The sequence below is a fragment of the Streptomyces sp. NPDC007264 genome, assembly GCF_042869095.1.
In the GTDB taxonomy this organism is placed as follows: domain Bacteria; phylum Actinomycetota; class Actinomycetes; order Streptomycetales; family Streptomycetaceae; genus Streptomyces.
The window spans coordinates 26,970-46,785 of record NZ_JBIAFD010000013.1; the positions used below are offsets into that span (position 1 = coordinate 26,970).

The following is a 19,816-nucleotide window of genomic DNA, read 5'->3' on the forward strand; positions in this document are numbered from 1 at the left end:
CCCAGACTTCCTGTCCGGCGAGGAGATGTACATGATCGAGATCGACCCGCAGCACCTGGCCGACCGTTACACAGCGATGTGGACGGTGCAGGACGCGGCCGAACGCCGGGCGGCCATCGAGCGGTTGTGGGCGGAGGACGGCACCCACGTCCTCCATCCGCCCGCGGAGATGCGGGAGATCGCCGCGGAACTCGGCTTCGAACACCAGACTCTGGAGGCTCGGGGGCACGACGCCATCGAGACCCGGGTCGCGCGCAGCTACGAGCGGTTCGTCGAGAAGCAGGGATTCGCCTTCCGGGCGCGCGCCGACGCGGTACGCCTTCGCGATCTGGTCGAGTTCGGCTGGGAGGCCGTTTCCACCGAGACCGGTGACGTGGTGGGCGGGGGCCTGGAGGTGCTCATGCTCGACGACAACGGCCGGATCAAGGCCGACTACATGTTCCCGGGTGCCTGATCCCCGGTGGTCGGGTCCGTGGTCCCGGCGGCCGCGGAGAGCGCCTCCGCCGTCGCCCGGTCGGCGGGCAGGAAGGCTTCCAGCTTCAGCTCGGCAAGGGTCACGTCGACAGCGGTGGCGAAGGTGGTGACCGTCGTCATCAGACACAGCTCACCGTACGAGGAGCGCAGGCGGAGCGGAACCGCGAATCCGAGGAGCCCGGCGGACGGCTCCAGCTCGGGAACATACGTGGTGAGCTCGGCGCGCAGCTCCTCCAGGTGGTCGAGGCGTACCAGGATGTGCCGCGCCCATTCGGCGAGGTTGTGGATGCGGGGCGCCAGGCCGTCGGGATGCAGTGCCAGGCGGTAGGCGTTCGTGCCGGGTCCCACCAGCTCGGGGGCCACGCCTTCGGTGATCAGGTCGAAGGCGGCGTTCGCGGCGATCAGGTCACCCGCCCGGTCCACGACCAGCGCCGGATACGGCAGATGCCCGCGGAGGATGTGGTCGATCGCCGCGCGCACCGGTGCCAGCGCCGGGGCGTCGAGCGAGCTCTCCTCGTAGACGGGCGCGTACCCGGCGGCCATCAGCAGATCGTTGCGCTCCCGCAGCGGCAGGTCCAGCGACTCGGCCAGGCGCACGACCATCCGCCGGCCCGGGACGGATCTGCCGGACTCGATGAAACTGACATGCCGCTGTGTGGTGCCCGCCCGCAGCGCCAGGTCGAGCTGGCTGAGACGACGGCGGGTACGACGGTCGCGAAGCGCACGGGGGAAGTCCACCGCCCCGTTGTAACGACGGTGGTGGACGCCACGCCATTCCCTTCGGGGAATTGTCGTCACTCGCGCCGATGGTCAGCATCGCCGGCATGGAGATCGGTGTACTGCTTCCGACCGGAACCGCCCAGTGGGGCGCGGACGACGACCCTCGGGAACTGGTCGGCTTCGGCCGCCGGGCCGAACGCCTGGGCTTCTCCTCGCTCTTCGTCAACGACTCCCTGATCAGCCCGCGCATCGAGGCCCTCACGATGCTGGCCGCGCTCGCCCCGGCAACGGACACGGTGGCCCTGGGAACTGCCGCCCTGCTGCCGTTCCTGCGCCGGCCGGTCCAGGTCGCGCAGTCGCTGGCGTCGGTCGACCTGTTGTCCGGCGGCCGACTCGCCGTGACCGTCGGCGCGGGCTTCCCCGGCCGTTTCGGACGCCCCCTGTACACCTTGTCCGAGGTGCCCTGGGAAAGGCGCTTCGCCCGCCTGGACGAGACGGTCTCGTTGTGGCGCGCCCTGTGGGGCGGCGCACGCAGCTTCCAGGGCGAGATCCTCCGGTTCGCCGACATCCCGCCCACGACCAGGCCGTTCTCGACCGGTGGCCCGCCCGTCTGGCTGGGCGGCGCCACTCCCTCGGCACTGGCGCGAACCGGCCGGATGTACGACGGATGGCTGCCCTACCCGCCCGACCCCGCCGACTACGCGGCGGGGCTGCTCGCCATCCGCACAGCGGCCGCCGACGTCGGCAGAGCGGCCGCGGACATCACTCCCGCGATGTTCGTCTCGGTACGGATCGACTCCGACGTCGAACGTGGCCGCCGGGCGATGGACGCCTACGCCCGGGCGGTGTACGGCATGCCGTTGGAGGAACTGGATCAGATCCAGGCAGTCGTCGCCGGCTCCGCCGCTCAGGTTCTCGAGCGCCTGGGACAGTTCGTCGCGGCCGGCGCCCGGCACCTCGTCATCCGTCTCGGCGCCCTGGGCGTGCGTTCCCAGCACGACCAGCTCGAACGGGTCGCGGACCTGATCCCCGCCCTGCGAGCGGCGGCGGACACGGCCGCCGCCCCGGGAGGCTCCTGAGCCTCGCCCGGCCTGCCGCCCCGCAGCGCGACACCGCGCGAAGAAGCCGGTCTCGTGGCCGCGGCGCTCGTCGAGACCCGCCGGTCTCGACGAGCGCCGCGGCCACAGAGCGCCGTCACCGCACGAGCGCCGCGCTCACACCGGCCGGCACCGGCTCGCGGCCGGCGCCCCGGTCGTCGGTCTCCCCTGCCGGCGCGGTGACCCCTCGGTCACTCGGACGCCGAGGCGCGGCTGCGGCCGCGGAGGACGGCGAAGCCGGCGGCGGCCAGGCCCAGGACGCCGACGACCAGGCCGGCGATGCCGAGGCCGCGGGCCGTGGAGTCGTCGGACGAGGCGGCCTCGGTGGCGGAGGTCTCCGTCTTCTCGGTGGTGGTGGAGGAGGGCGCCGAACCGCCCTCCTCCGCGCCGCCCTTGGCGGTGAGCCGGAGCAGCGGCGCCGGGCTCTCCGGCTCCTCCGCACCCTGTCCGGACTGCTCGATCCAGCGGGCGACCGTGCCGTCGGAGTAGGTCTGCAGCGTCTTGAACATCAACCGGTCCGTGTCGTCGGGCAGTCGGCCGAAGGCGACGTCGAAGTCCTGGTACTGGCCGTGGCGGATGCGCCCCCCGGTCCAGGTGATCTGGGAGACGGCGTCGGTGACGGTGCCGTCGTCCGTGGTGACGGGCTTCTTGAGCTTGATGGTGGTCACCTGCGCGGTCCAGCCGTTCTGGGGGCTGACCAGCACGCCCAGGATCGGATGGTCGGTGGGCAGGAAGACCTCGACCTTGGTCGTGGCGGCGGTGTCCTGCTCGTTGGGGACCCGGAAGGTCAGCACGCCGTCGGTGGCGCCCTTGGGGTAGCTCTCGGGGTGGACGGTGACGTGCGCGAAGGCCGCGCCCGCCGCGGTGAGGACGCAGGCGGCGGCGAGAGCGCCGACGGTGCCGGCGCGGCGCAGGGTGGTACGCATCGGGGACATGGCAGGACACACTCCGTACTGGTGCTCGGTGATGGGGGGTTCAGATCGCGTACGGGGCACCCCGGGGCGGGCCGCGCCGGGTCAGGGCATGGCGCGGCAGTGCCTGTCCGAGCGGGTGGTACCTGCGGGCGTACGGTCGCGGCGGCCCGACCCGGGCGGGCATCGGCGTCGTGCGCCGCCACCAGGCGACCAGGCCCGGAACGAAGGTGACCGCCTTGCGCAGCACCGTCCACAGGGCGGCCTCGCCGCGCCGCAGGCACCAGGAGGCGAGCAGCGCGGCCGCGAGGTGCGCGGCGGCGGCCTGGGAGGCCGTCGCACACGGCTCGCAGGCCATGCCGATGCCATCGGACATGGCCGGCATGCGCATCGGCGCATGAGACGGTCCGGCCGCGGCGAAGGCGAAGTGGAGGGCGCCCTGCACGGTGAGCATGGCGCCGGCGATGGCGAGGAGCGAACGCTCACGCCCGGCGAGCGCCGCGGCGGCGGCGAACACGGGCACGAAGGCGGCCGCGTCCACCCACACCGGCGGAACGGCGCCGGTGGCCAGGGCGTGACCTCCGGCGGCCAGCAGCACGCACACGACGGCGAACACCGCTGCGCGTACGCTCCGCACCGCCCAGGACACACCCATGGCGCCGGATCATCCCATGCGGGCGGGGGCGGCCATGCCGCTTTCCGTGGATCCGGCGCGCTGGAGATCGTCCGCAGGCGATCGTCCGCAGGCGATCGGCCCGGCGCGCAGGGCATCCGGTCCCGGAAGTGTTTCGGGCGGGGCGGCACGTGCGCCTATCTTGGCGGTCATGCAGTCCTACACAATCGGTCAGGCCGCCCGTCTGCTGGGGGTGAGCCCGGACACCGCGCGGCGGTGGGCGGACGCGGGCCGGATGGCGACGCGGCGCGACGAGAGCGGGCGCCGCGTCATCGACGGCAGGGACCTGGCGGCGTTCTCCGTCGAGCTGGCCCGCGCCGGCGACGAGGAGGCCCCCTCGTACACCTCGGCGCGCAACGCGTTCCCCGGCATCGTCACGGCCGTCCGGCTCGGTGACGTGGCCGCCCAGGTGGAGATCCAGGCGGGGCCGCACCGCCTGGTGTCCCTGCTGACCCGGGAGGCCGTGGAGGAACTGGGTCTGGAGGTCGGCATGGAGGCCACGGCCCGCGTGAAGTCGACGAACGTGCACATCGACCGGACCTGAGCGGCGCGCGGGCGCACTCCGGGGCCCGGCGCCGGGGGCGCGCCGGGGTGCGAGCGAGGTGCGAGCGAGGTGCGAGCGGGGCGGTCGAACGCATATGCGCGCTTGCATCGGCCGATCAGTCTGCTCATGCGAGGATACTGGGGGCTTCCAGCTGGCATCTGCACAAGTATCATCGGCGTATCGGAGGGTCCGCCGGGTTCCTTCCGCACGAGCAGAGGGAGTGGGGCCGTGATGACGCGTTCCATGTGCCGGACTCGCCGGACCGGCCGGACACCGCAGCTGGCCGGCGCGGCGGCCGCCGCTCTGCTGGCCCTGAGCGCCTGCTCCGCCTCGTCCGGCTCCGGCTCCTCCAGGACACCGGATTCCTCGGCGTCGTCGCCGAAGCCGTCCGGCACGGTCACCGTCTTCGCCGCCGCCTCCCTCAAGGAGAGCTTCACCGCGCTGGGCAAGAAGTTCGAGAAGGAGCACCCGGGCACCAGGGTGACCTTCAGCTTCAGCGGCAGCGACACCCTCGCCGCGAGCATCACCGGGGGCGCCCCGGCCGACGTCTTCGCCGCCGCCAGCCCCAGGACGATGAAGATCGTCACCGACGCCGGCGACGCCTCCGGGACGCCCGCCACCTTCGTGCGCAACCAACTGGAGATCGCCACCCTGTCGGGCAACCCCGACCGGATCTCCTCCTTGAAGGACCTCACCCGGCCCGGCCTGAAGGTCGTGCTGTGCGACAAGGCGGTGCCGTGCGGCGCCGCCGCGCAGAAGGCCCTGGAAGCGAGCCGCCTCACGCTCACCCCGGTCTCCTACGAGCAGGACGTCAAGAGCGCCCTGAACAAGGTGGAGCTCAAGGAGGCCGACGCCGCCCTGGTCTACAGGACGGACGTGAAGGCGGCCGGTGGCAGGGTGCAGGGCGTGGAGTTCCCCGAGTCGGCCGAGGCGGTCAACGACTACCCGATCGCCCTGCTCAAGGACGCGCCCAACGCCCCGGCGGCCGAGGCGTTCGTCGCGCTGGTCAGGTCCGCCGAGGGCCGCAAGGTCCTGACCGAGGCCGGGTTCCTCCGGCCATGACGCGGCCCGACACGACCGGCACGGCGCCCGACACCCTGATGGGCGGGCCGCCGCGCGGGCGGGTGCGCATGCCGGGCACACCGCTGCCGCTGCTGCTGCCCGCCCTGGTCGGACTGGCGTTCCTGCTGCTGCCGCTGGTGGCCCTGCTCGTGCGGGCCCCCTGGCACGGCCTGCCGCACCAGCTGACCAGTGCGGAGGTGTGGCAGGCACTGCGGCTGTCCCTGGTGAGCGCCACCGCCGCCACCGCCGTGAGCCTGGTGCTGGGCGTGCCGCTGGCCTGGCTGCTGGCCCGCACCGAGTTCCCGGGCCGGAGCGTCGTGCGGGCCCTGGTGACGCTGCCGCTCGTGCTGCCACCGGTGGTCGGCGGTGTGGCGCTGCTGCTGGCCCTCGGGCGCAACGGGGTCGTGGGGCGGTGGCTGGACTCGTGGTTCGGGATCACGCTGCCGTTCACCACGGCCGGGGTGGTGGTGGCGGAGGCGTTCGTGGCGATGCCGTTCCTCGTCGTCAGCGTCGAGGGCACGCTGCGGGCCGCCGACCGGCGCTACGAGGAGGCCGCCGCGACGCTGGGCGCCTCCCGCCTCACGGCGTTCCGCCGGGTCACGCTGCCGCTGATCGCGCCGGGAATCGGGGCGGGTGCCGTACTGGCGTGGGCGCGGGCGCTCGGCGAGTTCGGGGCGACGATCACCTTCGCGGGCAACTTCCCCGGCCGCACCCAGACGATGCCGCTGGCCGTCTATCTGGCGCTGCAGAACGACCCGGCGGCGGCGGTCGCCCTGAGCCTGGTGCTGCTGGCCGTGTCCGTCGCGGTGCTCGCGGGGCTGCGGGACCGCTGGATGAGGGTGTCATGACCGGCCACCGCCCCGACCTGCCGGCCCACGAGGCGCCGATGGAGGCCGCGACGACCGGCCGCGACGGCGCGGCGTCCGACGACCAGGCGGCCGACAGCCCGACGGCAGGCGGCCCGACGGCCGACAGCCCAGCGGCAGGCGACCCGACGGCCAGCGACCCGGCGGCCGACAGCCCGACGGCAGGCGACCCGACGGCCGACAGCCCAGCGGCAGGCGACCCGACGGCCAGCGACCCGGCGGCCAGCGGCCCGGCGGCAGGCGAGGCACGTGGCGGGGTGTGCGGCGAGGGCCTGGACGCACGGATCGTCGTCGAGCGGGGTTCCTTCCGGCTCGACGTGGCGCTGGCCGCCGCGCCCGGGGACGTCGTCGCACTGCTCGGACCCAACGGAGCCGGGAAGACCACGGCCCTGCGTGCGCTGGCCGGGCTGGTCCCGCTCTCCGGCGGTCACCTGCGGCTGGACGGCGTCACGCTGGACCGTACGCCGCCCGAGTCCCGTCCCGTCGGCGTCGTCTTCCAGGACTATCTGCTCTTCCCGCATCTGACCGCCCTGGACAACGTGGCCTTCGGCCCGCGCTGCCGGGGTGCCTCCCGGGCCCGGTCACGGGAGACGGCCGCCGCATGGCTGGAGCGCATGGGGCTCGCCGACCACGCCGGCGTCAAGCCGCGGCGGCTGTCGGGCGGCCAGGCCCAGCGGGTCGCGCTCGCCCGCGCCCTCGCCGTCCGGCCCCGGCTGCTGCTCCTGGACGAGCCGCTCGCCGCGCTGGACGCCCGCACCCGGCTGGAGGTGCGGGCCGCGCTGCGCCGCCATCTGGCCGAGTTCGAGGCGGTGGCCGTGCTCGTCACCCACGACCCGCTGGACGCGATGGTCCTCGCCGACCGGCTGGTGGTGGTCGAGCACGGACGGGTGGTCCAGGAGGGCGCTCCCCGGGACATCGCCCGCCGTCCGCGGACGGACTACATCGCCCAGCTCGTGGGGCTCAACCTCTACCGGGGGACGGCCGACGGGCACACCGTGCGGCTCGACGCGGGGCCCGCGATCACCACCACGGAGGATCTGTCGGGGCCCGTCTTCGTGGCCTTCCCGCCGAGCGCCGTGACCCTGTACCGGGACCGGCCGAGCGGCTCCAGCGCGCGCAACCTGTGGCGGTGCGAGGTGGCGGGGTTCGAGACCCACGGCGACCAGATCCGCGCGGAGCTCACCGGCGAACTGCCGCTCGCCGCCGACCTGACCACGGTCGCCGCGGCGGAACTCGGCCTCACGCCGGGCGCGCCGGTGTGGGCCACCGTCAAGGCGGTGCAGACGCACGCCTATCCGGCCTGACACGTGCGGCCGTGGCCGACGAGGGTGAAGCCGAACGAACCCTGCGCGCGGTCGTCACCCGGATCCGGCCGCGTTCACTCGTCACGGTGATCGGGGAACGTCCGGGGCCCCACGTCGTCTACAGTTCGACACACGGTCTACACGACTGTAGTCATCCGGGTGGCGGCGTGCCGCGCCCGGCCTCCCGTACCGAAGGGCGCGCGACGATGGCCACACCCCTCTCACCGGCAGCGCAGCTCGCGGTGAACGTGCTGGACGCCCAGTCCCTGCTCGCGGCCTTCGGCGTGCTGGGCGTGGGCGTGGTGCTGTTCGCCGAGACGGGCCTGCTCGTCGGCTTCTTCCTGCCCGGCGACTCCCTGCTGTTCACGGCGGGCCTGCTGTGCACCGGCTCCGACCGGCACGCCGTGAAGCTGTCCCTGCCGCCGCTGCTGGTCGCCGCGGCGGTCGGCGCCCTCGCCGGGTCCCAGTGCGGCTATCTGCTCGGGCGCAGAGCGGGCGGCGCGCTGCTCGAGCGCAGTCGTTCCGCCCGGCTGCACGAGGGCGCGAAGCGCGCCGAGGAGCTCCTGGAGCGGTACGGACACGCGAAGGCGATCGTGCTGGCCCGCTTCGTGCCCGTGGTGCGGACGGTGCTCAATCCGATGGCCGGCGCCCTGCGTGTGCCCGCGCGGACCTTCACCGTCTGGCAGGTGGCCGGCGGCCTCCTGTGGAGCGTCGGCCTCGTCCTCGCCGGGTACGCACTGGGCTCCTCGGTGCCGAACGTCGACCGTTACCTGCTGCCGGTGATCGCGGTGATCGTCCTGGTCTCGCTGATCCCGATCGCCCTGGAGGTGCTGCGCTCCCGCCGGGCCGCGAAGGACGGTGCCCGCGGCTGAGGGACGGCCCCGGTCACAGCTCCTTGCGCCGTACGAGCACGCCCAGCACCACCAGTCCGGGGACCAGCGGCAGCCACACCGTCAGCAGCCGGTAGCCGATCACCGCCGAGGCGGCCGCACTGCCCGGGGCTCCGGCGAGCGTCAGCGCGAGGGCGAGCGCGGCATCCAGGGAGCCGATGCCGCCCGGGGTCGGCAGCAGGACGGCCGCGCTGGAGGCCGCGAGATAGGCCAGCGCGACCCGGTCGGCGGGGAGCGGCAGCCCGAGGGCCCGGGTGACGGCGACCACCACCAGCGCGTGCAGCGAGGAGAAGGCCAGCGAGCCGCCCCACAGCGCGGCAGCCCGGCCGGGAAGCCGGTGCACGGAGCGTACGTCCGTGAGCACCGCCCTGGAGGCGCGTCGCAGCGGCCCGGGCAGCAGCGTCACGAGGGCGACCGCCGTCAGGAGGGCGGCCGCCACCGCTACCGCAGGCAGCCCCGGGCGGCGCAGCAGCCCGGGGTCGGCGAGCGCGAGGACGGCGATCAGCACGCCGCGCGTCACGGCCCCGGCGGCCGCCTTGACCGCGAGCGCGGCCGCCGAGCGGGTCACGGACAGCCCGCTGCGGACGAGGAAGCGCAGGTTGACGGCGCCCGCGCCGAGCCCCGCGGGCAGCACATGGTTGGCCGCGGACGCCGCGAACTGCACGGCCAGCAGCCGCCCGGCGGGCAGCGCCTCCGTCACCGCGCCCTGCAGGGCGAGCGCGGAGCACACCCACGTCGCCAGCGTGGCCGTCGCGCCCAGCAGCAGCCAGCCCGGGTCGGCGCCCGCGAGCCGCGCGGCGCCGGCCTCGATCGTGGGCCAGTGGTGCCCGGCGAGGAACACGGCGCAGGCGAACACGGCGAGGGTGACGGCGACGTGCCAGGGCGCCCGTGTGCGCGTGCGCGGGCCCGCGGTGGCGGTCGGCACCGGCACGGCGGGGGCCGCGTCCGTGCCCGTGGGAGGCGTCATCCGGGCCCGCCCCCCGGCCCCGCCGGGGCCACACGGATGCGGATGCCCTCGAAGGAGTGGACGGGCCAGTCACGCGCGTACGACGGCGGACGGCCGGTGGGGGTGCCGAGGTACGCGGTGGGCTTGAGCCGCGCGGTGCGCACGATGCCGGCGGCCGTGGTGTTGGCGTTGCTGCCGCTGGTCGCGGCGGAGGAGCAGCCGGCGTAGAAGGCGATCGGGAGTGCCTCGTCGCCGGTCAGCAGACAGGGCGGCCGGACCCCGAGCCGGTGCAGTTCGGCCGCCGTGCGGGACCAGGCGCGCCGGTCGGCGGCCGAGCGGTCCACGGTGTGGCGCAGCACCGCGTACTGCGCCGCGAGATGCCCGGCGAGCCCGATCGCCAGCAGCGTCGCGGTGATCGGCCGCCACCGGCCGTCCGGGGCCGTCACCACGTCGAGGAGCACGTCGGCGACGGGGACGGCGAGCAGGGCGTAGGCGGGGAGCAGGAAGCGGGGCGCGGCGTATCCGATCATGAAGAGGTACGGGAAGGCCGCCGTCACCGCGCAGGCCAGCGGCAGCAGGGTGCGGGCGGGTTGTCCGGCCCGCAGCGCGACGGCGGCCGCGAGCACGGCGAGCACGGGCAGCACGAACCACCAGGCGGTCAGCGCGGGGTTCGGCAGGGTGCCGGTGCACGGGCGGCACAGGGTGCGTCCGCCGAGGCTGCGCACCTGGTCGACGACGGCGACGTTCCAGCCGAGTCCGCCCTGGATCCGGGAGCCGTCGGACAGGCGCTGCAGAAGCCCCCCGTAGCCGGCGTACGCCTCGATGATCCACTCGGCGGCGCCCGCGGCCAGTCCGCCCACCAGCGCCAGCAGCAGCGGCAGGCGCCGCCACCGGCGTACGAGGAGCAGCAGGACCAGCAGCGGAGCCGAGGCCCAGGCGGCGTCGGTGGGCCGCATCCAGGCCATCAGCGCGGCACTGGCGGCCAGGCCCCACACGGCCGCCCGGTCCGTGCTGTCCGCGTGGGCCCGCAGGAAACAGCCGGTGCCCGCCAGGGCACCGATCGCGACCCAGTAGTTGGGCATGGCCTGCGGACCGTAGAACAGGGTCACCCACAGGCTCGCGAACAGCGCGCCCCCGACGGCGAGGACACGGGCCGGGAACACGCCCCGCCAGGCGCGCAGGGCGAGGAACAGGGCGGCCCCGGACAGCACCGCCAGATACGCACGCAGCAGCCCGGTGGACGAGGACCACGAGGTGACCGGGGCGACCAGCAGGGATATGCCCCGGGCGCGGGGCGCGCTGAAGTACGACGCGGGGGCGTGGGTGCTGATCTGGCTGACGTAGACCGTCTCGTCCCAACCGAGTCCCAGACCCGTTCCCACGAGGGCGAGTTGGGCCAGTGTGAAGGCGCCCGCGACCAGGCCGAGCAGGCCCTGGCCACGGTCGCGCCACGACAGGCCGGCGACCGACGGCGCCGCGAGCCGGCGGACGTCCGCGAGCGTGGTGTGCGAGCTGTGCGCCATGACCACCCTTCACCCCCTGCGAAGCGTAGGGGCATCACGCCCTACAGACCGTAGGGTTTCGATGGATACCGGGAAAGAAGTCGGTAAAACACGGACAAGCTAGCGCGGTTGCTCCGGGGGTGCAGCGCGGAGCCCGACTCGAACCGGCCACCTTGCGGACGGCGCTGCGCCACCGGGGTGAACGGCGCTCTCCCCCGGGGGCCTTCGCCGCCGTTCCGGCCGGCGTCACCGCCCCCCTACGCACTGTAAGGTTGCGGGCATGGCTGGCAGAGGCCCGCAGGGCAGGGCGGAACGACGCAGCGCCGGGGAACTGGAGAGCGAGGTGCTGGCCGCGCTGTGGGCCACCGAGCAGGCACTCACGCCGGCCGAGGTCCAGGCGGAGATCGACGGCGACCTCGCCTACAACACCGTGCACACCATCCTCAAGCGCCTGTACGACAAGGGACTTGTCCTGCGGGACGTGGACGGACGGCGGGGGGCGTACCGGCCCGCGAAGAACGCGGCCGAGTTGACCGCCGAGGCCATGCACAAGGCCCTCGACCGCGGCCCGGACCCCATCGCCACGCTCCAGCAGTTCGTGTCCGGCCTGCGCCCCGAGGAGGAGCAGGCCCTGCGCGACCTCCTCGGTGGAGCCGCGGACAGGCCGCGGGTCGCCGGCGGAGCCGGCGCATGAGGGTCGACGTCTACCTCCCGATCCTGCTCTCGCTCCTGCTGGCCGCGATCAGCCCGCTCGTCGGCCGGCGGGTGGCGCCCGCACTCGCGGCCCGGGTGCTGACCGTGTCCGCCGTCTTCACCGCGGCGGCCACCGTCTGGTCCCTCGTCCTGCTCGCGGCCACCCTGGTCGGCCAGGTACCGCAACTCGTGGCGGCCGCCCAGGACGACGGCCGTCGACCGCCCGACCCGGTCCCGGGGGCGATCGCCCTCGCCGCCGTGCCGGCCCTGCTCCTCGTCGCCGTGCGCGTGTACCGCGCCGCCCGCGCCGAACGCGGCACCCGCCGCGCCCTGCGGGCCCTGTGCGCGGGACATCCGGCGGACACGGAACTGGTCGTCGCCGCCTCGCCCCTGCCCCAGGCGTTCGCCATCCCCGGCGACGGCGGCGTGCCGGGCCGGATCCTGGTCACCTCCGGGATGCTGTGCGCCCTCGAACCGGCGGAGCGCCGGGTGCTGCTGGCCCACGAGCGCGCCCATCTCACCCACCGGCACGCCCGGATGTCGACGGCCGTCGCGCTCGCCGCCGCGGCCGACCCGCTGCTCGCGCCCGTCCGCGTCACGGTGGCCTTCCTCGTGGAGCGCTGGGCGGACGAACAGGCGGCCGACGCGGTCGGCGACCGCACCACCACGGCCCGCGCCCTCGCCCGCGCGGCCCTGACCGCCGGGCGCCGTCCTCCGTCGTGCGCACTGGGCTTCGCCCGGCACGCGGTCACCCGCCGCGTCGCCGCCCTCCAGGCCGGCCCGCTCCCGCCCCTGTGGCCGCTCGCAGCCGCGACGCTCGCGCTCGGCGCGCTGCCGGCGCTGGGGGCCCTGGACGCGACGAGGGATCTGCTGCGCCTGCTGGAGCACGTGCTGGGGTGAGCCGGCGGACCTGAACACCCGTCGGCTGACGCCGCATCAACTGTGCGCGTCAAACCCCCCGGTCGGGTCACCGGTCACCGCACGGGGGAATCGAACGGTGGGTCTCGCGCCGTTTCACCGGAAACGATCGGCCCGGCACGGGCATGCCGAATCTTTGTCCGAGAATTAGCTCCCGCTCACCCGTTACGAGTCCATGATCAGGGCGGTTGTTCGGTCGCTTGTCCGCATCGGCATGAGCCCTGGAGGAATCATGAACCCCGTCCCCGCCCCCGCCGTCCTTCGCCCCGCGTTCGAGAACCGACCCGTACGGCTCACCACCGCCCGGCCCGCGGTTGACGCCACGCGCCGCACCGAGGCGGGACGCGGCGGTGCCCGCGCCGCCGTCCGGCCGGCCGCGTCACGCCCGGCACCGAGGTGGGGCGCATGACCACGCGCGCACCGATCCCACCCGCCCTGGCGGAGTGGGCCGAGGGAGTCGTCGGTCCCGTCCGGTCCGTGCGGGACGTGTCCCATCCCCGCCCCGAGTCCCGCGTCTGGGAGCTGACGTCCGCCACCGGCCGCACCTTCCTCAAGGTGGCGCCGACACCGAAGTTCTACACCCGGGAGACCCGTGCCTACCGCGAGGCGGCCCCCGCGCTGGAGCGGGGCACGGTGCCGCGGCTGGTGGAGACCGACGCGCGGCACCGGGCGCTGCTGCTGACCGCGGTCCCCGGTCGCGCCGTGCCGGACCTCACGCTTGCTCCGGCCCGGCGGCGCGCCCTGCACCGCAGGGCGGGGTCATGGCTGCGCCGGTTCCACGGCGACGCCCGCGACCTGACCGCCCGGGACCACGCGGAGGCCGCCGGCGAGGTCGAGCGCGCCGCCCGCGATGCCGAGGTCCACCTGGAGCGCGCCGGGGACCTGATCGGGCCGCGGGAGCGGGACCTGGTGCGCCGGCATGCCACGGCGCTGACGCTGCTCGGCCCGCTGCCGACCGGATACGTCCACGGCGACTTCCAGGAGCGCAACTGGCTGTACGACGCCGGGCCCGGCGCACTCGCGGTGGTCGACCTGGAACGGGCCCGCCCGCACGCCGCGGTCTTCGACGTCGTCCGGCTCGTCTGCGGGCCCTGGGCCGAGGACCCCGCGCTGGGGACCGCCTTCTTCGAGGGGTTCGGGCGCCGGCTGACGACCACCGAGGAGGCGGCGCTGCGCTGCCTGTGCGCGCTGGACGCGGCGAGCGCCATCTCCTGGGGCGTGCCTCACGGCGACGAGGAGATGGTGGCCCGGGGCCGCGCCACCCTGGCCCGGCTGCCGGCGGGCGGCACCGCCTGAGGAGGCGGCACGCGGATCGCCGGGCCGCCCGGGGCCGGGGGACACGGGCGTCCCCCGGCCCCGGGCGGCAGCAGGTCAGCGGCTGCGCAGTCGCGCGAGGGCGGCGTCCAGGTCGGCCGCGCGCGGGCGGTTGTGCGGCAGCTTGGCCAGCATGACCGCCATGCCGCAGGTGTCGGTGAGGGCGGAGAACACCAGACCGCCGGCGATGCCGGCCGAAAGGAACAGGAAGGCGGGGTGGATCAGCAGACCGAGGGCCAGGCCGAGGAGGACCACGGTGCCGGCGGTGAAGCGCACCTGGCGCTCCATGCTCCAGGTGGCGCGGGGTGCGCGGCCGGCCGGCTGCTGGAGGTCGTGGCCCTCGGCGGACCAGGCGCCGGTGCCGCCGGCGAGCGTGGCGGTGGGAATGCCGTGCTCGGCCAGGAGCCTGCAGGCGTTCCCGGAGCGGGCGCCCGAGGCGCAGACCACCAGGACGTCGCCGCGCTCGGCGGCATGCCGGATCTCGGGCAGCGCGCGTTCGACGGCGTCCAGCGGGATGTTGAGGGCGCCGGGCAGGTGGCCGGACGCGAACTCACCGGGCGTGCGCACGTCGATGACGGTCAGCTCGTGCAGCCGGGTGCGGGCCTGGCCGGCGGCGAGGGTCACAGGGACAGGAGCGGTCATGGCAGAAGTAATCCCCTTGTGTCCTTATCGTCGATGCTGTCCCGATGCGGGACGTCGTACAGTACCCCGATGGGTATTTTCCCGATGGGGCGTTTCAAGGAGTGGTCATGCAGCTGGATCTGGTGGACACGGACCTGAAGGCCGTGCTGAACCGGCTGCGCCGTGCGCAGGGTCAGATCTCCGGCGTGATCCGCATGATCGAGGAGGGCCGCGACTGCGAGGACGTCGTCATGCAGCTGGCCGCCGCGTCCCGCGCCCTGGACCGGGCCGGCTTCGCGATCATCGCCACCGGCCTCCAGCAGTGCGTCACCGGCATGGAATCCGGCCGGGCCGACGGCGAGAGCGTCGACGAGCTGCGCGCCCGCCTGGAGAAGCTGTTCCTGTCCCTGGCCTGAGCCGCGCCGCCGCCGACGGCCGTCGCCGGGCGGACCGGCGGAATGTCACAGCACCGAGTCGATCAGCATGAACGCGGCCACCGCCAGCAGCACCACGGCGAAGATGCGCTGCAGCGTGGGCCCGGACACCTTCGCGGCCAGCCGTTTGCCGTCCCACGCACCGAGGATCGCGGCCGCGATGAACGGGCCGATGACCGCCCAGTCCAGCCGCTCGACCGTGCCGACCCGGGTGGCGAGTGCTGCCGTCGAGTTCACGCTGATCACCAGCAGGCTGGTTCCCACCGCCACCCGCATCCGCATGCCGAGGACGCCCACCAGCGCCGGGACGGCGAGGAAGCCCCCGCCCACGCCGAGGATGCCGGTGACCGCGCCGAGCCCCGCGCCCGCCGCCGCCGCGCGGCCCGGCCGGACCGGACCGGCGGTCTCCGGCGCCGGCCGCACGCGCAGCATCCGGAGCGCGGCGCCCGCCGCGACCACCGCGAAGGCCGCCGTCAGCGCCGCCGCCGGCAGCCGCGTGGCGACCACGCTGCCGAGCATGGCCGGCCCGATGCCCGCCGCCGCGAACAGCAGCCCCGTACGCCAGCGCACATGGCCGTCGCGGGCGTGCGCCGACAGGGCGGTGACCGAGGTGATGGTCACGATGACGAGACTCCCGGTGGTCGCCGCGACCGGGGTGAAACCGAGCAGGTAGATCAGGGCGGGGACGGCCAGCACGCTGCCGCCGCCCCCGAGCGCCCCCAGGGCCAGGCCGATGACGGCCCCGGCTGCCAGGGCGAGGACCACAGCACTCACGCGACCGTGCCGTCCTTGCCCCGCTCGTCCACGACCGGCAGCCCGGCCTGCGCCCAGTCCCGCATGCCCCCGATCACGTCCACGGCCTGGGCGCCCCGGGCCGCCAGCAGCGCGGCGGCCTTCTGGGAGCGGGCGCCGGACCGGCAGATCACCACCAGCGGCCGCCCCTGCGCCTGCGGCGGCAGCGGCGAGCCCTCGGTCAGCTGCGACAGGGCCGCGTGGACCGCCCACGGGGCGTGGCCCGCCTGCCACTCGTGCGGTTCCCGCACGTCCAGCAGCACGGCCTCTGCGGCGGTGCCGGGACCGGTGCGTTCGACGGCCTCCGCTATGGCGACCCGACCGGGACCAGGGTGGAACACGTTCATGGGTGGGTGCTTCTCCTTTCGGGTGACTCGGCGTCGTACGGTGCCGGGTCAGTCGTTCCGGACGATGAGTCCGGCCTTCTCGGCGTTGTCATAGGCGTCGTCGACGGCGACGACGTCGCGGCCGGCCGCGTCCAGCAGCGACGCGGCGATGGCGGCTCGCATGCCGCCCGCGCAGTGCACCCACACCTCGCCCTCCGGGACCTCGTCGAGCCGGCGGTGCAGGGTGTGGATCGGAATGTGGACGGAGCCCTCGACGAAGCCGGCGGCCCGCTCGGAGGCGCGCCGCACGTCCAGCACGACGACGTCCTCGCCGCGGCGCCGGCCCGCGAGCTCGGCGAACGTGGCCCGGGGGAAGGAGGCCGGCGTCTCCCCGTCACGCACCCAGGCGGACGGTTCACCGGTGGCTGCGGCCGCCGGACGCTCGATGCCGACCCGTACCAGCTCCCGCTGGGCGGCGGCGAGCTGCTCGGCCGACTCCGCCAGCAGGGTCACCGGCTTGCCCCACGGGATCAGCCACGCCAGGTACGTGGCGAGCTGTCCCTCGGCCTCGAAGTTGAACGAACCCGCCACGTGCCCGGCCGCGAACGCGACCCGGTTGCGCAGGTCCACCACCCACTCCCCCGCCGCGAGCCGGGCGGCGATCTCCTCGGCGTCGGCCACCGCGGGCGGGGTCAGATCGACCGCCGTGGGGCCGCCCGCGTTCACCGGGCCCATGTGCGCGTAGTAGGCGGGGATGTCGTCCAGGCCGGCCAGGAGACCGGCGACGAAGGTGTCCACGTCCTGGGTGAGCGCCTCGTTGGCCGTCTTCTCCCTGCCGATGGTCGTGTCCGTTCCCTCGGCCTGGCTGGAGGAGCAGAAGCTGCCGAAGCCGTGTGTGGGCAGCACCGTCGTCGCGTCGGGCAGTTCGGCGGCCAGCCGGTGGGCGGAGGCGTGCTGGGCGCGGGCGAGCTCCTCGGTCAGCCGGGGTTCGACCAGATCCGGGCGGCCGACCGTGCCGATCAGGAGCGAGCCGCCGGTGAACACGGCGACCGCCGCTCCGTCGTCCTGGAGCACGTAGGAGGTGTGGTGCGGCGTGTGGCCCGGGGTCGCGATCGCCCGCAGGGTCACTCCCGCCCCGGCGTCGACGACCGTGGTGTCCCCGTCGCGCACCGGTATGCGCTCGAAGCCCACCCGCGCCCCGGCCGGGACGAGGTAGGCGGCGCCGGTGAGGCGGGCCAGCTCCAGACCTCCGGTGACGTAGTCGTTGTGGATGTGGGTCTCGACGACGTGCGAGATGCGCACCCCGCGCCGGGCCGCCGCCGCGATCACCCGGTCGATGTCGCGCGGCGGGTCGACCGCCACCGCGGTCCTCTCGCCACCGGCCAGGTAGCTGCGGTTGCCGAGCCCCGCGACCTCCACGGTGTCCACGAAGAACACGCTGCGACACTTCCTTTCATACGGAAATTACCCCGGGGGGTATGTAATTGACAGTAACATGAGTACCCCCTGGGGTATTCCAGTCACAGGAAAATCCAGGTCAAATCCCGAGTACCTCGGGCGGCCGGGATCACCCGCTCCCACCTGAGGCGTTCTGCTCGCGAAAGGGGCACCGTCGCGCGCCGCGACCGCACCGTGCACCCGGACACCGATTTCTCCGGCGCGATGAACGCCCGCACCCCTTCACCCACCCGCCGCGCCCTGGAGGCCGACCGCACCATCGGCCTGTTCCCGCCCCGCGACGTCGTCGTCCGCGCCGACGGCGACGGCACCACCGCCCAGACGCCGGCCCCGGGCGCGCCGGTCGCCCGCACGGACCTCGACGCCCGCCGCCCCGTCGCCGACGGGGCCACCCGGCACCTCGACGCGACCCCGGCCTCCCTCGGTGCGCCCGGCACGAACGCCCGACCCCGCCCGCCGGGGGCGGTCGCGCCACCGAGACGGGCCCGGCGGGTCCCAGTCCTCCACGGATACCCCCGAGGGTATTTGACAAGCCCGAAACCACCCTTTACCGTCGACGGTGTAATACCCCAGGGGGTATCTGGAGGAAACAGCATGGCCCGCGACGTGGACCCGTACGGCGTACAGCTCCCGCAGCTGTCCGCGCCGTCCGCCGCGGCCCCCGGCCCGCCCGAGGGGCGGCCGGTGTAGACGGTCCGCCGGAGTGGACGAGTGCGTCTCCCCGGCGGCACCCGCGCCCGTGTCCGCACGGGCCGTGCCGTCACCGCGGCGCTCACTCCCGGGTCGCCCGACCCTCCCCCTGCACGCCCGCCCCTATACCCCCCGAGGTATAGAAACCATTCCCAGACGGAGGTATCCGTGTTCTTCGCCCAGTACTACCTGGACTGCCTCTCCCAGGCCTCGTACATGATCGCCGACGAGTCCACCGGGCAGGCCGTGGTCATCGACCCCCGCCGGGACATCTCCGAGTACCTGGCCGACGCCGAGGCACGCGGCTACACCGTCGTCGGCGTCGTCAACACCCACTTCCACGCGGACTTCATCGCCGGGCACCTGGAGATGGCGGCCCGCACCGGAGCCTGGATCGGCTACGGGCAGCGCGCCGAGACGGAGTACCCCGTCCGGAAGTTCGCCGACGGCGACCGCGTCACCCTCGGCGACGTCACCCTGGAGATCATGGAGACCCCCGGGCACACCCCGGAGTCCATCAGCGTCCTGGTCTACGAGCACGCCGACGACACCGTCCCGTACGGGGTGCTGACCGGTGATGCGCTGTTCATCGGCGACGTGGGCCGTCCCGACCTGCTGGCGTCGATCGGCGTGACCGCCGAGGAACTCGGCGTCATGCTCTACGACAGCGTCCAGAACAAGCTCATGGGCCTGCCCGACGAGGTGCGGGTCTTCCCCGCCCACGGCGCCGGGTCCGCCTGCGGCAAGAACCTGTCGACCGAGAAGCAGTCCACCATCGGCGCCCAGCGCGCCACCAACTACGCCTGCGCGCCCATGACCGAGGCCGAGTTCATCGCCATCGTCACCGCCGGGCAGCCCTCCGCACCTGCGTACTTCGTCTACGACGCCATCCTCAACCGCAAGGAGCGGGAGCTGTACGACCCGGCCGCGGCGCCCCGGCCGCTGTCCACGGAGGAGTTCATGGAGCGGCGCGCGGCCGGCGCCGTGGTGGTCGACGCGCGCGACCCGCAGGAGTTCGGCGCCGGGCATCTGCGCGGCTCCGTCAACGTGCCCGCCGACGGCCGGTTCGCCGAGCAGGCCGGCACCGTCCTCGCGCCCGACGAGGAACTGCTGGTCATCGCGCCGCAGAACCGCGAGGAGGAGGCCGTGACCCGGCTCGCCCGGATCGGCTTCGACCGCGTGGTGGGCTATCTGCGCAGCCCCGAGGACGCTCTGGCCGCCGTGGCCGACGAGGTCGTTCCCGCCAGCCGGCTGACCGCCGCGCAGCTGCGCGACGCCCTTGCGGGCGAGCAGCCCCCGACCGTCGTCGACGTGCGCAACTGCGGAGAGCGCGACGCGAACGGATACATCGAGGGCGCCCTGCACATCTCGCTGGGTGAGCTGCCGCGCCGCCTCGACGAGATCCCCACCGACCGGCCGCTGGTCCTGCACTGCGCGGGCGGCCACCGCTCCTCGATCGCCGCCAGCCTGCTGCGCCACCGCGGCTTCGAGGACGTCTCCGACGTCCTGGGCGGCTACGGGGCCTGGGCGCTGCTGAACGTCCCCGCCGCCGTCTGACCGTCCCGACCCGGAACCGGCGGC

The 19,816-nt window shown here is 74.4% G+C and carries 22 protein-coding genes; 12 read left to right on the plus strand and 10 right to left on the minus strand.

Annotated features, from left to right (window positions below; translation table 11 throughout):
* The first annotated feature begins 31 nt into the window (after positions 1 to 31).
* On the plus strand, positions 32 to 454 hold the full coding sequence (locus tag ACFYMU_RS22415) for a hypothetical protein (RefSeq protein WP_388375829.1): 423 nt from the start codon (positions 32 to 34) through the stop codon (positions 452 to 454).
* Here the strand turns inward: ACFYMU_RS22415 and ACFYMU_RS22420 are convergent.
* A complete protein-coding gene (locus ACFYMU_RS22420; RefSeq protein ID WP_388375832.1) occupies positions 433 to 1,212 on the minus strand; it encodes a helix-turn-helix domain-containing protein in 780 nt (259 codons plus the stop codon). The two genes, ACFYMU_RS22415 and ACFYMU_RS22420, sit on opposite strands and share 22 nt — an antisense overlap.
* A gap of 86 nt (positions 1,213 to 1,298) precedes the next feature.
* Here ACFYMU_RS22420 and ACFYMU_RS22425 point away from each other — a divergent pair, with 86 nt between their 5' ends.
* On the plus strand, positions 1,299 to 2,273 hold the full coding sequence (locus ACFYMU_RS22425; RefSeq protein ID WP_388375835.1) for an LLM class flavin-dependent oxidoreductase: 975 nt from the start codon (positions 1,299 to 1,301) through the stop codon (positions 2,271 to 2,273).
* A gap of 209 nt (positions 2,274 to 2,482) precedes the next feature.
* Here ACFYMU_RS22425 and ACFYMU_RS22430 read toward each other — a convergent pair whose 3' ends face one another.
* Complete coding sequence (locus tag ACFYMU_RS22430; RefSeq protein ID WP_388375838.1) at positions 2,483 to 3,226, minus strand: YcnI family protein; 744 nt, start codon at positions 3,224 to 3,226, stop codon at positions 2,483 to 2,485.
* Positions 3,227 to 3,266: 40 nt separating this feature from the next.
* On the minus strand, positions 3,267 to 3,857 hold the full coding sequence (locus ACFYMU_RS22435; protein ID WP_388375840.1) for a hypothetical protein: 591 nt from the start codon (positions 3,855 to 3,857) through the stop codon (positions 3,267 to 3,269).
* Between the two features lie 169 nt (positions 3,858 to 4,026).
* Between ACFYMU_RS22435 and ACFYMU_RS22440 the strand changes: the two genes are divergently transcribed.
* The 5 genes from ACFYMU_RS22440 to ACFYMU_RS22460 all read left to right on the plus strand — a co-directional run bounded on the left by ACFYMU_RS22440 (position 4,027) and on the right by ACFYMU_RS22460 (position 8,523).
* Positions 4,027 to 4,419, plus strand: coding sequence for a molybdopterin-binding protein (locus ACFYMU_RS22440; protein ID WP_388375843.1), 393 nt, complete (start codon positions 4,027 to 4,029; stop codon positions 4,417 to 4,419).
* A gap of 231 nt (positions 4,420 to 4,650) precedes the next feature.
* Entirely contained in the window at positions 4,651 to 5,481 is an 831-nt protein-coding gene (gene modA / locus ACFYMU_RS22445) for a molybdate ABC transporter substrate-binding protein (protein ID WP_388375845.1), read from the plus strand.
* Positions 5,478 to 6,329, plus strand: coding sequence for a molybdate ABC transporter permease subunit (gene modB, locus ACFYMU_RS22450; RefSeq protein WP_388375848.1), 852 nt, complete (start codon positions 5,478 to 5,480; stop codon positions 6,327 to 6,329). Before modA ends, modB begins: the two co-directional genes overlap by 4 nt.
* Positions 6,326 to 7,651 carry an ATP-binding cassette domain-containing protein gene (locus ACFYMU_RS22455; RefSeq protein WP_388375851.1) on the plus strand — a complete coding sequence of 442 codons (1,326 nt, stop codon included), beginning with the start codon at positions 6,326 to 6,328 and terminating at the stop codon, positions 7,649 to 7,651. Before modB ends, ACFYMU_RS22455 begins: the two co-directional genes overlap by 4 nt.
* Positions 7,652 to 7,857: 206 nt before the next feature.
* Positions 7,858 to 8,523 (plus strand): DedA family protein, encoded by a 666-nt coding sequence (locus ACFYMU_RS22460; protein ID WP_388375853.1) that lies wholly within the window; start codon positions 7,858 to 7,860, stop codon positions 8,521 to 8,523.
* Between the two features lie 13 nt (positions 8,524 to 8,536).
* Here ACFYMU_RS22460 and ACFYMU_RS22465 read toward each other — a convergent pair whose 3' ends face one another.
* Both ACFYMU_RS22465 and ACFYMU_RS22470 read right to left on the minus strand, forming a co-directional pair.
* Positions 8,537 to 9,508 carry a YbhN family protein gene (locus ACFYMU_RS22465; RefSeq protein WP_388375856.1) on the minus strand — a complete coding sequence of 324 codons (972 nt, stop codon included), beginning with the start codon at positions 9,506 to 9,508 and terminating at the stop codon, positions 8,537 to 8,539.
* Positions 9,505 to 11,010: a hypothetical protein gene (locus ACFYMU_RS22470; RefSeq protein ID WP_388375858.1), complete on the minus strand. Its 1,506-nt coding sequence runs from the start codon at positions 11,008 to 11,010 to the stop codon at positions 9,505 to 9,507. Before ACFYMU_RS22470 ends, ACFYMU_RS22465 begins: the two co-directional genes overlap by 4 nt.
* Before the next feature lie 259 nt (positions 11,011 to 11,269).
* On the opposite strand from ACFYMU_RS22470, the gene ACFYMU_RS22475 reads away from it, so the two are divergent.
* The 3 genes from ACFYMU_RS22475 (at position 11,270) to ACFYMU_RS22485 (ending at position 13,896) form a co-directional block, all read left to right on the plus strand.
* Entirely contained in the window at positions 11,270 to 11,683 is a 414-nt protein-coding gene (locus tag ACFYMU_RS22475) for a BlaI/MecI/CopY family transcriptional regulator (RefSeq protein WP_388375861.1), read from the plus strand.
* Complete coding sequence (locus tag ACFYMU_RS22480) at positions 11,680 to 12,582, plus strand: M48 family metalloprotease (protein WP_388375864.1); 903 nt, start codon at positions 11,680 to 11,682, stop codon at positions 12,580 to 12,582. The genes ACFYMU_RS22475 and ACFYMU_RS22480 overlap by 4 nt, the downstream gene beginning before the upstream one ends.
* A 423-nt stretch (positions 12,583 to 13,005) precedes the next feature.
* On the plus strand, positions 13,006 to 13,896 hold the full coding sequence (locus tag ACFYMU_RS22485; RefSeq protein WP_388375867.1) for a phosphotransferase: 891 nt from the start codon (positions 13,006 to 13,008) through the stop codon (positions 13,894 to 13,896).
* A gap of 75 nt (positions 13,897 to 13,971) precedes the next feature.
* On the opposite strand, the gene ACFYMU_RS22490 is transcribed toward ACFYMU_RS22485, so the two are convergent.
* On the minus strand, positions 13,972 to 14,556 hold the full coding sequence (locus ACFYMU_RS22490; protein ID WP_388375870.1) for a rhodanese-like domain-containing protein: 585 nt from the start codon (positions 14,554 to 14,556) through the stop codon (positions 13,972 to 13,974).
* Positions 14,557 to 14,663: 107 nt separating this feature from the next.
* Between ACFYMU_RS22490 and ACFYMU_RS22495 the strand changes: the two genes are divergently transcribed.
* Positions 14,664 to 14,951, plus strand: a complete 288-nt coding sequence (locus ACFYMU_RS22495; RefSeq protein ID WP_388375873.1) for a metal-sensitive transcriptional regulator — start codon at positions 14,664 to 14,666, stop codon at positions 14,949 to 14,951.
* Positions 14,952 to 14,996: 45 nt separating this feature from the next.
* Here ACFYMU_RS22495 and ACFYMU_RS22500 read toward each other — a convergent pair whose 3' ends face one another.
* The 4 genes from ACFYMU_RS22500 to ACFYMU_RS22515 form a co-directional block, all read right to left on the minus strand.
* Entirely contained in the window at positions 14,997 to 15,743 is a 747-nt protein-coding gene (locus ACFYMU_RS22500; RefSeq protein WP_388375876.1) for a sulfite exporter TauE/SafE family protein, read from the minus strand.
* The gene (locus tag ACFYMU_RS22505) at positions 15,740 to 16,108 is read right to left on the minus strand and encodes a rhodanese-like domain-containing protein (protein WP_388375879.1); all 369 of its coding nucleotides are present in this window, start codon (positions 16,106 to 16,108) and stop codon (positions 15,740 to 15,742) included. Before ACFYMU_RS22505 ends, ACFYMU_RS22500 begins: the two co-directional genes overlap by 4 nt.
* A 48-nt stretch (positions 16,109 to 16,156) precedes the next feature.
* Positions 16,157 to 17,524: a rhodanese-like domain-containing protein gene (locus ACFYMU_RS22510; RefSeq protein ID WP_388375882.1), complete on the minus strand. Its 1,368-nt coding sequence runs from the start codon at positions 17,522 to 17,524 to the stop codon at positions 16,157 to 16,159.
* A 243-nt stretch (positions 17,525 to 17,767) separates the two neighbouring features.
* Positions 17,768 to 17,944 (minus strand): hypothetical protein, encoded by a 177-nt coding sequence (locus tag ACFYMU_RS22515; protein ID WP_388375885.1) that lies wholly within the window; start codon positions 17,942 to 17,944, stop codon positions 17,768 to 17,770.
* Between the two features lie 459 nt (positions 17,945 to 18,403).
* On the opposite strand from ACFYMU_RS22515, the gene ACFYMU_RS22520 reads away from it, so the two are divergent.
* Positions 18,404 to 19,792 carry a rhodanese-like domain-containing protein gene (locus ACFYMU_RS22520; protein ID WP_388375888.1) on the plus strand — a complete coding sequence of 463 codons (1,389 nt, stop codon included), beginning with the start codon at positions 18,404 to 18,406 and terminating at the stop codon, positions 19,790 to 19,792.
* Positions 19,793 to 19,816: the final 24 nt, after the last annotated feature.

Bases quoted from the DNA above. Each gene is read 5' to 3' on its own strand.
- ACFYMU_RS22415 (WP_388375829.1), top strand. From the start codon at position 32: ATGATCGAGATCGACCCGCAGCACCTGGCCGACCGTTACACAGCGATG.
- ACFYMU_RS22425 (WP_388375835.1), top strand. From the start codon at position 1,299: ATGGAGATCGGTGTACTGCTTCCGACCGGAACCGCCCAGTGGGGCGCG.
- ACFYMU_RS22430 (WP_388375838.1), bottom strand. From the start codon at position 3,226: ATGTCCCCGATGCGTACCACCCTGCGCCGCGCCGGCACCGTCGGCGCT.
- ACFYMU_RS22435 (WP_388375840.1), bottom strand. From the start codon at position 3,857: ATGGGTGTGTCCTGGGCGGTGCGGAGCGTACGCGCAGCGGTGTTCGCC.
- ACFYMU_RS22440 (WP_388375843.1), top strand. From the start codon at position 4,027: ATGCAGTCCTACACAATCGGTCAGGCCGCCCGTCTGCTGGGGGTGAGC.
- modA (WP_388375845.1), top strand. From the start codon at position 4,651: ATGACGCGTTCCATGTGCCGGACTCGCCGGACCGGCCGGACACCGCAG.
- modB (WP_388375848.1), top strand. From the start codon at position 5,478: ATGACGCGGCCCGACACGACCGGCACGGCGCCCGACACCCTGATGGGC.
- ACFYMU_RS22455 (WP_388375851.1), top strand. From the start codon at position 6,326: ATGACCGGCCACCGCCCCGACCTGCCGGCCCACGAGGCGCCGATGGAG.
- ACFYMU_RS22460 (WP_388375853.1), top strand. From the start codon at position 7,858: ATGGCCACACCCCTCTCACCGGCAGCGCAGCTCGCGGTGAACGTGCTG.
- ACFYMU_RS22465 (WP_388375856.1), bottom strand. From the start codon at position 9,508: ATGACGCCTCCCACGGGCACGGACGCGGCCCCCGCCGTGCCGGTGCCG.
- ACFYMU_RS22470 (WP_388375858.1), bottom strand. From the start codon at position 11,010: ATGGCGCACAGCTCGCACACCACGCTCGCGGACGTCCGCCGGCTCGCG.
- ACFYMU_RS22475 (WP_388375861.1), top strand. From the start codon at position 11,270: ATGGCTGGCAGAGGCCCGCAGGGCAGGGCGGAACGACGCAGCGCCGGG.
- ACFYMU_RS22480 (WP_388375864.1), top strand. From the start codon at position 11,680: ATGAGGGTCGACGTCTACCTCCCGATCCTGCTCTCGCTCCTGCTGGCC.
- ACFYMU_RS22485 (WP_388375867.1), top strand. From the start codon at position 13,006: ATGACCACGCGCGCACCGATCCCACCCGCCCTGGCGGAGTGGGCCGAG.
- ACFYMU_RS22490 (WP_388375870.1), bottom strand. From the start codon at position 14,556: ATGACCGCTCCTGTCCCTGTGACCCTCGCCGCCGGCCAGGCCCGCACC.
- ACFYMU_RS22495 (WP_388375873.1), top strand. From the start codon at position 14,664: ATGCAGCTGGATCTGGTGGACACGGACCTGAAGGCCGTGCTGAACCGG.
- ACFYMU_RS22505 (WP_388375879.1), bottom strand. From the start codon at position 16,108: ATGAACGTGTTCCACCCTGGTCCCGGTCGGGTCGCCATAGCGGAGGCC.